Raw genomic sequence first — 7,288 nt, 5'->3', positions numbered from 1 at the left:
AGCTAAATATAACGAACTGCTTAAACAGAATGAACTGTTATTCACTCTTGATCTGGTAAAAGAGAAGGTATTACAGGCTTATAAGATGACTGATGAAACAAAAATGGCTATAGAAATCGGCAACATAATAGAAATCTGTCAGGCGACAAACAATGAGCATTTCATCTGGTTCAGTCAACTTCTTAATAATCATTTTGAGGGAATCATTGCTCATGCCACCTATAAAATATCCTCTGGTAAAATTGAAGGAATCAACCAAAAGATCAAGACCATAAGACGACATGGTTACGGTTATCCGGATGACGAATACTTCTTCCTGAAAGTCATAGATGCGAGTAGGAAGAAGTACATCAGGAATCAGCGATCACATAAAATTAATGATTGAGCTAAAAGAAATTAAAAGCCTGTTTTGTAGCTGGTGATAATTACTTCCGACCCCTCGCGTTTTGAGGCGTCACGGTTGATTGCTCTTCTTACGCTGGTTTCTTCGATTTCAAATCCCTGATAAAGTTCGTGCACCAGGGGAACATTGTTGTTGGTAAGCATAACCAGAACTCCTTTCCGTGCCAGACTGTCGGCAAGACTTGCCAGTCTTACGTGGTCTTCCTCCAGAAAACCTGTTTTGGTGTAGTCGGTAAAGTTTGCGGTATCGCTTACGGGAACGTATGGAGAGTCAAAGTATACGAAATCCCCGGCCCTGATGTCGCAGCAGGCTTTTTCAAAATCACCGCAGCGGATGTCTATATCGGCATTCCTGAGATAGGTGCCGATGTTCCGGAGATTTTCCGCATCTATGGATGTGCCTCTGACCCTGTTGTTGTAGGGAACGTTGAACAGACCTTTGGAATTAACCCTGTAAAGACCGTTGAAACAGTGTTTGTTAATCCAGATCATCAGGGCCGCGCATTCGGTGTCGAGGATGCGGTTTCTGATTTTGTCGTTGTATTTTTCACGCTGGGCAAGGTAGAACTCCGTATCACATACGGTTCCGTCCAGTTCACTTACGGCCGCGATTACGGCTTCAGCATCAGTTTTAAGCTGCATGTAGACATTTAAAAGCTGTTCGTTGGTGTCGCTTACCACGGCCTGTTCAGGCTGAAGTCCGAGAAGCATGGCGCCTCCGCCGAGAAACGGTTCGTAGTATCTTTTATACGAATCAGGCATTCTCAGTTTAAGGCGATCAAAAAGCTGTCCCTTGCCGCCAGCCCATTTTACAAAAGGGAGTGTTTTTAATGTCATGGATTAGGTTTCTTAAGTATCCGTGAAATGATGGACTGATTATACATGCTGCGTGCTGAAAAGGTAAAAAAACGCAGTTGAAAAACGGCGTAAAATCAGATTTTCCGTGGATCCCGAAAGACTTCGGGATCCTGTCGGGCAGAATTGTTAAAGACCTGAAAGAGCGCAGGCTACTGCCTGGGCAAGCTGGTCGGCGCAGGAGGTACCCTTGTTGCCGCAGGTGTTTCCTGAGCACTTGGCCACAACGTCTTCAGCCTTCATGCCTTTAACGAACTTGGAAATCATTTTTAAATTGCCGGGACAGCCGCCGTAAAATACAACATTGTCCAGGGTATGAGTATTCTCATCGATGTCAAAGGAAATAACCTTGGCGCAGACACCGGCGGTATTATAGTCGATATGCTTCATCTGAAATAATCCGTAATGATTGATGAAATGATGTTTACGGCAGGTTAGAATCCATGGAATGTCCTTCCGGCCGAAACGCTAAAAATTCTCATTTTTTTCTGAGACTGCGTGGATTGTATCATTTTTTGCGGAAAAAGTTGAATATGTCAGCTCACGATTCTTACAGTGCTGATAAAAAAGCTGACAGACGCGGTAAATGCAGTCTGTCAGCCTCTGTGACGGTACCCGGGAACTTTAAGGGTACCGTTTTACGTTTCTGAATTCCGGAAAGACTATCTGTAGCTTTCAGCCAGAGCCTTGAATGCCGGCATTGAGTTTCTGATGGTATCCGCAGATACGCAGTAGGCGATACGGACGTAACCAGGACAGCCGAAGTCATCGCTAGGAACCAGAAGCAGATCGTATTCTCTTGCTCTCATGCAGAACTTGTTGGCATCTTCTTCAAGACACTTTACGAAGAGGTAGAAGGCACCGTCCGGACGAACGCATTCATAGCCGAGTTCTGAAAGTCCGTTGTAGATGAGCTCTCTGTTTGCTGCGTATTTGCTGAGATCGGAGGTTAAAGGAGCACACTTGGTGATAACGTGCTGGAACATGGTCGGAGCACAGATAAAACCGAGTGAACGGCCTGCACCGCATACGGCGGCGTAAAGCTTCTGCCAGTCAGGCATCACGTCAGGCACGAGAATGTAGCCGATACGTTCACCTGGAAGGGAAAGTCCCTTACTGTATGAATAGCAGATAATGGAGTTCTTATAGTAGTGAGTGATGAACGGAGGCTTGCAGCCGTAGGTGATTTCACGGTAAGGTTCATCTGAAATGATGTAGATAGGGTGGTTGTATTCTCTGCTCTTTTCTTCAAGAATGGCAGAGAGTTCCTTAATCTGTTCTTCGCTGTAAACCACGCCGGTAGGGTTGTTCGGAGAGTTGAGAATAACCGCTACGGTTTTTTCGTTAATCATCTTTCTGAAAGCTTCGAGATTGAGATCAAGCTTAGGGAATGATGCCGGAACCACGCTTATCTGAGCGCCCATTGATTCAATGAACACGCGGTATTCGGTAAAGAACGGAGCAAATACCATTACGTTCTGATCATCGCGGTCGATGATTGATCTCAGGGAGATTGTCAGTGAAGCCGCGGCACCGCAGGTCAGGTAGACGTTGCTGCCGGTGAAGCTGGTGTTGAATCTTCTGTTCAGATCGTCGGCAATGGCCTGTCTGGCTTTAGGATCACCCTGTGCTGAGGTGTATCCGTGAACGGCTGTAGACGGTCTTACTTCCAGAAGTTCTTTTATGCGGTCTGCAACTGCTTCAGGAGATTCAACGCTCGGGTTGCCGATACTGAAGTCAAAAACCTTATCTTCACCGATTTCGGCCTTTCTCTTTTTGCCGTATTCAAAAATTTCTCTGATAACACTGCGGCGTGAGCCGAGTTCATACATTTTACTGTTAATCATAATAGTACACCTCATTAGACTTTTGCATATTCTACTCCTCTTGACTGAAAAATAACATCTATTTGCCGGTATGCCGCCGTATTGTCAGCAGTACAGACCGTTAATCACTGCCGGTATCACGTAAAACACCTTTATTTCCCCCGGATTTACAGGTGTTTTCAGGCTTTGAAAGATGTGCGCGAGAGTGTAATTTTTCAGGGCAAAACCGTAATTTGATGTATAATGGGCGCAGATTGTCAACAGGTGGGAATTATTATGACTTCAGCAAACATCAGAATCGGTTTTATTTCTCTCGGCTGTCCGAAAAACCTTGTGGACTCCGAGAATATAATCACTTTGCTCATGGAATCGGGATATGAGGTAAGCGATACGTACGAAGGAGCGGATGCTGTCGTTATCAACACCTGCGGATTCATAGAATCATCAGTTACCGAATCCATGGAGGTTATCGGAGAAGCTCTGCAGAAGTGCGACAGAATCGTGGTTACCGGATGTCTGGGCCCGAGAAGGGATTTTATTCTGGAACATTATCCTCAGGTAAAGGCCGTAAGCGGTCCGCACAGTCCGAAGCAGGTTCTTCACGATATCAATCAGCTGTTCCCGGAACACCGTGCATGTTCACGCTTCAAGGTTCCTGAAGGCGGTATTCTGCTGACTCCGAGTCATTATGCCTATCTCAAGATTTCCGAAGGATGTTCACACCGCTGCAGCTTCTGCGTGATTCCTCAGATAAGAGGGGATCTGGATTCATTTTCACCTGAAGCAGTGCTCAGACAGGCTGAAGCATATGTGAAGAGAGGCGTAAAGGAACTTTTGGTTGTAGCTCAGGATACCTCAGCCTACGGCATGGACAAGAAATATCCCGGATTCAGAAACTATGATCGCGGAGATCTTTATGCTCTTACCAGGGAAATCGGTAAACTCGGTGTATGGCAGCGAGTTCATTATGCCTATCCTTATCCACATGTGGAAAAACTGGTGGAGCAGATGGCTGAAGGTCTGGTTCTTCCTTACATGGATGTACCGCTGCAGCACGTCAACAAGCGTATTCTCGGCCTCATGAAAAGACCGGGTTCACACGAAAAGAATCTTGAAACCATCAACAGATGGCGTTCAATCTGTCCTGAACTCACCATCCGTTCAACCTTTATCGTGGGATTCCCGGGGGAAACCGATGAAGAGTTTACCGAACTTCTTGATTTCATAAAGGAAGCAAGACTGAACAGAGTGGGCTGCTTTACCTACAGTAATATTCTGAATGCCGCTGCCAATGAACTTCCGGGACAGATTCCTGAAGAGGTCAAGCAGGAACGTTACGACCGCTTCATGACTCTGCAGCAGCAGATTTCCACCGAGCTTCTGGCCGCTAAAATCGGGTCTGACGCGGATGTGATTGTTGATGAGGTCAGTGAACAGGGAATCGTCGGCCGTACCAAGGGTGATGCTCCTGATATCGACGGGGTTATATTCCTGCATCAGAAGGATGATTTCTCTCCTGTAGGCGTAGGTGACATCGTGAAGGCGAGAGTTACCGCCAGCGATGAATATGATCTTGAAGGTGACATCATTTAGGGAACAGGTATTCTCAGAAACATAAAAATCCCCCGGGGGATTTTTTTAGTTTCCGTTTTTCCGGAGGCATGTCCGGAAATACTATCCGTCGGATGCGTAAATTCTAATCTTATTTTTGAAGTTTATAGCAACAGTGTTTCGGTGGTCAGAGAAACACAACTTCAATATGGTAAAATCAGCGCCGCTGATATCTGTGCATTTTCTGAATTTTCTGATTTATCCGGACTTTCTGAAAATGCATATTATTTTTTTATGATTACTGGTTTAATTATGAATTTTTTTAATTTTAGAAGAGTGTTTTCCGCACTGATGCTGTGTGCCGCGATTCTTGCATATCCGGCTGTCAGCCAGGCTGCAGAAAAACAGAAAAGTGAATGGCTGATATATCTTTATCTCGTGGGCAGTGACCTTGAAACCAAGGGGGCGGCCGCTTCAGAGGACCTTGATGAAATCATGAGTGCCAATCCGGGGAAAGACGTACGCATACTCATTGAAACAGGCGGTTCACGCAAGTGGCATAAAAACATTTCCAACAAGGAGCTCGGCAGATATACCATTGAGAAACAGAAACTTGTTAAGCTCGGTTCTGTTCCGAACGCTCCGATGGGGGAGGCTGAAAACTTCACCGATTTCATCAAATGGGGTGAATCAAATTACGAAGCAAAACACAGAATGGTCATTTTCTGGAACCACGGCGGCGGTCCTACCGGCGGTGTGGGGTATGATGAAAACTTTGAAGATTCATTCCTGAAAATGGATGAGGTCAACGGTGCCATGCTGGATGCCTTCGGTGAAGATTCTGCCAAGTTCTTCGACATCATCGGCTTTGACGCCTGTCTGATGGCCAACTTCAACGTGGCTACATTAATGAGTCCTTTCGGCAGATACATGGTGGCTTCTGAAGAAGTGGAACCGGGTTACGGCTGGACCTATGATCAGTGGGTCGGCATGCTGGCAAAGAATCCTAAGATGACTCCTCTTGAGGTAAGCAAGGCAATAGTAGATACCTATATTGACTATACGTCCGAAATGGATATCGAAAGCACCACTCTTTCAGTTATCGATCTTGATAAGTTCCCTCAGCTTGCTCTGGCCATGATGGATTTTTCCAATTCAGTGGGAAACAAGGTTATAAATAACAGAAAGCAGCTGAATTTCATGGAACGTGTGGCTCAGAATGACGTTCAGTTATACGGTTCCACCAAAAAGCAGCCTAACTGCGCGGAAAGTGTGGATATGGCTGAGTTTGTGGATGCAATCAGCGGATATGACAAAAAAAATGCCGAAAAGGTACTGAATCTTATCGACGAAACCGTGGTCTACAAGAAAAACGGCGAATACCGTTCAGGTGAAGGTCTGGCAATGTACTATCCTATAAGTAAGGATACCGAAAAGTATGCCTCATTTGTTGATCACAGTATCAATACCAGCTTCTCCAAGGTATACGGCAGCGTGATGAACGTTCTCGATGATGAGCTTCTCGAAGTTCTCAATGAGTATCAGGACAACGGTACAAACTACATTAATTATCTGGCTCAGATGGACCTTTCCGGTGAAGAGGGTTCCGACGAGGATGAAGATTCAGATGACAGTGATGCCGCCGCTGATACGGATGAAGAAGACGATGATTCATCTGATGAGGATGAAGATGAGGATGAAGATGAGGATGAAAATGAAGGTTCTTCTTCAGAAAGCAGTAACGCTTCTTCCTCAGAAAGCGGCAGCGGTTCTTCTTCCAGCGCCGTTATGGCAGGTCTCGGGAGCGTGCTCGGAAATCACAGTACATCTGCCCAGTCATCAGGCTCCAGTCTTTTCGGTAACCTGTCACAGGCTATTCAGACTTCAGCAGGCAAGAGGGAAGTTGATGAGGCTTTCAAGAGCATCGAAGATATCGCTCCAAAGTTCAACAAGAACGGTCACAGCTATGTGACTCTCTCAAAGGAACAGCTTGATTCCGTCAGCCGTGTGGATATTGCCCATATGCTGATCATGCTTCCTGAAAAGGAAACTCCGGAAGGTGTCATGATTGCCCTGGGTATGGATGAAACACTGAAAGCCGACTGGGACAAGGGCGTGTTTACGGATACCGTGGACAATACCTGGATCTGTCTTGACGGAGAACCTGTTTCCGTCAGCGTAACCAACTCAACCGCCGACTACATTTTCTATGAAAGTCCTATCAAGCTTAACGGTGAAGACTACATAATGGAAATCATCTACAGCCGCAAGAATAATGACTACAAGATTATCGGTCTGCAGTCATACAATGATGATGGTCTGCCTGAAAGGGTGAATACCCGTCTCAAGCCCGGTGACAAGATCGTTCCTGTATTTACCGTCTATACCCTTACCGGAGATAACGATAAGGAAGTTGAGATGGAAATGGATGCCATTGTGTACAAGAAGGATTCAAAGATTACCAGAGAATCCATGGGGGAAAACAGTGTGGCCTTCACCTTCATGTTCTATGATGCTGCAGGCGATAATGTTTCATCTGACATGCTCCATATGTCAGCCGATGACAATGACAACATTATCCTGAAGCCTCTGGATACCTTCCTTGAAGAGAATTCAGAACAGCTGATTAAATACATGAAGGATGATGAATAACA

At 45.7% G+C, this 7,288-nt stretch carries 6 protein-coding genes; 3 read left to right on the top strand and 3 right to left on the bottom strand.

Annotated features, from left to right (window positions below):
* Positions 1–385: transposase (locus BMY80_RS06855; protein WP_143066478.1), on the top strand; the 385-nt coding region annotated here is incomplete at its 5' end.
* Positions 386–396: 11 nt separating this feature from the next.
* Here the strand turns inward: BMY80_RS06855 and BMY80_RS06850 are convergent.
* From BMY80_RS06850 to BMY80_RS06840, 3 genes are all read right to left on the bottom strand, one after another.
* Entirely contained in the window at positions 397–1,239 is an 843-nt protein-coding gene (locus tag BMY80_RS06850; RefSeq protein WP_093142238.1) for a DNA adenine methylase, read from the bottom strand.
* Between the two features lie 147 nt (positions 1,240–1,386).
* Positions 1,387–1,647: a TIGR03905 family TSCPD domain-containing protein gene (locus BMY80_RS06845; protein ID WP_031580477.1), complete on the bottom strand. Its 261-nt coding sequence runs from the start codon at positions 1,645–1,647 to the stop codon at positions 1,387–1,389.
* A 272-nt stretch (positions 1,648–1,919) separates the two neighbouring features.
* The gene (locus BMY80_RS06840) at positions 1,920–3,104 is read right to left on the bottom strand and encodes a pyridoxal phosphate-dependent aminotransferase (protein ID WP_093142235.1); all 1,185 of its coding nucleotides are present in this window, start codon (positions 3,102–3,104) and stop codon (positions 1,920–1,922) included.
* Positions 3,105–3,353: 249 nt separating this feature from the next.
* Here BMY80_RS06840 and rimO point away from each other — a divergent pair, with 249 nt between their 5' ends.
* Positions 3,354–4,676 carry a 30S ribosomal protein S12 methylthiotransferase RimO gene (gene rimO, locus BMY80_RS06835; RefSeq protein WP_425441294.1) on the top strand — a complete coding sequence of 441 codons (1,323 nt, stop codon included), beginning with the start codon at positions 3,354–3,356 and terminating at the stop codon, positions 4,674–4,676.
* Between the two features lie 270 nt (positions 4,677–4,946).
* On the top strand, positions 4,947–7,286 hold the full coding sequence (locus BMY80_RS06830) for a clostripain-related cysteine peptidase (protein ID WP_177178517.1): 2,340 nt from the start codon (positions 4,947–4,949) through the stop codon (positions 7,284–7,286).
* Positions 7,287–7,288: the final 2 nt, after the last annotated feature.

It is taken from the genome of Ruminobacter amylophilus (genome assembly GCF_900115655.1).
GTDB classification, from domain to species: Bacteria; Pseudomonadota; Gammaproteobacteria; order Enterobacterales; family Succinivibrionaceae; genus Ruminobacter; species Ruminobacter amylophilus.
This window is presented reverse-complemented; position numbering and strand designations above follow the sequence as displayed.